This window comes from Arthrobacter sp. 05T47 (assembly GCF_056395825.1).
The window spans coordinates 1-1,552 of the sequence record NZ_JBFTKG010000136.1 but is presented as its reverse complement, the minus strand read 5'-3'; the positions used below and the strand labels follow the sequence as shown (position 1 = coordinate 1,552).

General features: G+C 63.5%; 2 protein-coding genes and 1 pseudogene. 1 reads left to right on the top strand and 2 read right to left on the bottom strand.

Annotation, left to right across the window (positions count from 1 at the left end; genetic code table 11):
* Positions 1-359, top strand: a 359-nt coding sequence (locus AC1DEY_RS23315; protein ID WP_476870070.1) for a hypothetical protein, incomplete at its 5' end; no start/stop codon positions are given.
* 369 nt (positions 360-728) lie between these two features.
* Here AC1DEY_RS23315 and AC1DEY_RS23310 read toward each other — a convergent pair.
* Both AC1DEY_RS23310 and AC1DEY_RS23305 read right to left on the bottom strand, forming a co-directional pair.
* Positions 729-983 carry a hypothetical protein gene (locus AC1DEY_RS23310; RefSeq protein WP_476870069.1) on the bottom strand — a complete coding sequence of 85 codons (255 nt, stop codon included), beginning with the start codon at positions 981-983 and terminating at the stop codon, positions 729-731.
* Positions 984-1,097: 114 nt separating this feature from the next.
* Positions 1,098-1,552: pseudogene (locus AC1DEY_RS23305) on the bottom strand (hypothetical protein); the annotation flags it as partial.

Genomic DNA, 1,552 nt, shown 5'->3' with positions numbered 1-1,552 from the left:
GATCACTCTCAACGCAAGCCAGGGGGCAGGCCATGTCGCATTCGATCCGCCTTATCTACCGCAATATGAAGGGCCGGTCACGGCAAAACTACAACTGGGACTCCATCAACCGGAGATCGTCAGTCATCATTACCGCAGCCGAATGGATGCCAGTAAGTCCACCAAATCCGGAGGACGTCATCGGCCGGCCCCACCTGGGTGAGGCTAATGTTTATGTCACGAACATCGGACCCCATGACGACGAGGGCGGCGGTGGCGGCGTCGAGTTTCACCTCCATGTCGACTACGACACTCCCCTGAATGTTCAGGTCACGATCACCGTTCTCGACGAGTTCGAAGACTTCAAGGTCGTCAACTAGGCAGCATGAACCAAGTGTGCCGTTTGTCCGTCGACCGAATCCTGAGCGCGTGACCCAGGCGGAAGCGGCCTGGCCAGTTGCTCGGAATCTTAGCCGTTCGGGAACTCCTGAGAGTACCAGTCGTCAACGACGCCGTGTCCATCATTGATCTACGATCCCCTGCCCTCTACAGCGCAGCTCAGGCGCTAACGCCCAGGCAAGTCGTGAACGCGCTTAACTCGAGCCTGGCATCGCCGTGCTACTTCAGTTGTCCTTGAGCCGTCGACCCCCGGGAATGCTCTCGGCCCAGGACGGGTACATCACCCCGTCATTGTGTTCGGCTTCGCGGCGGTCCGACTCTGCTTTGATGGCTTTCGCCACGAAGTGACTTCAGGTGTTGTCCCCTTCGGCGTAATTGGTCGCCTTGTACGCGGCCCGCGCCCGGTTGCCCTCGGGGCAACGGGGCGGATCCGCCGGGGCGACGGCAGCCATGTCCGGCTCCTCGTAGGCCCTGTCGGTCGGCCCCTCGGTGTCCAGGTCGCCTGTGAGATTCTCAGCGGTGGCGGAAGCGGCGCCGGTCAAGGCAATGAGGGCGGCGGCCGGCAGCAGGAGGGCCAGGGCCGCTGCCTTGCGTAGCGGATTCATGATGTTCTTCATGGCTGCGCGGCAGCCGGGACGGACCGGCCAAAGTCCCCGGGCCACGTCATGCCGCGCACCCGGGGAAGCCGTTAGTCAGCGGCCTGTATCATCGTGCGATGGTCACTGTGCGATGCGCGCCGCGCTGGTTGTGGTGACGGTCGTGTAGCCAAGCCGGGAGCCCGTGACGCGGACGGTGAGCTTGGTGCCCTTGTCGGCGGTCCGGACCTTGTAGGTCGGCTCCGTGGCTCCTGAGATCGGGACGCCGTTGCGCAGCCAGCGGTACGTGAAGGCAGTACCCCAAGTCCAGGTGCCCCGCTTCACGGTCAGGAATTTCCCGGCCAGTACGGTGCCGGCTATCGTCGGCGTGGCCGAAATCAAGGGCAGACCCGCCACCCTCGCCGTAGGCGAGCTCTTCTGGGCCTTCAGGATCCTGCCGTCCAGCGAGGGGGTGACTTTCATCGAGATTTTCTTGCCGACGTCGGCGCCCACGAGGGTGTACTCCAAGCCGGTGGCCCCGGGAATCGGGACGTCGTCGCGCAGCCACTGGACTGCCCTTTTCACCTCCTGGTCACGAT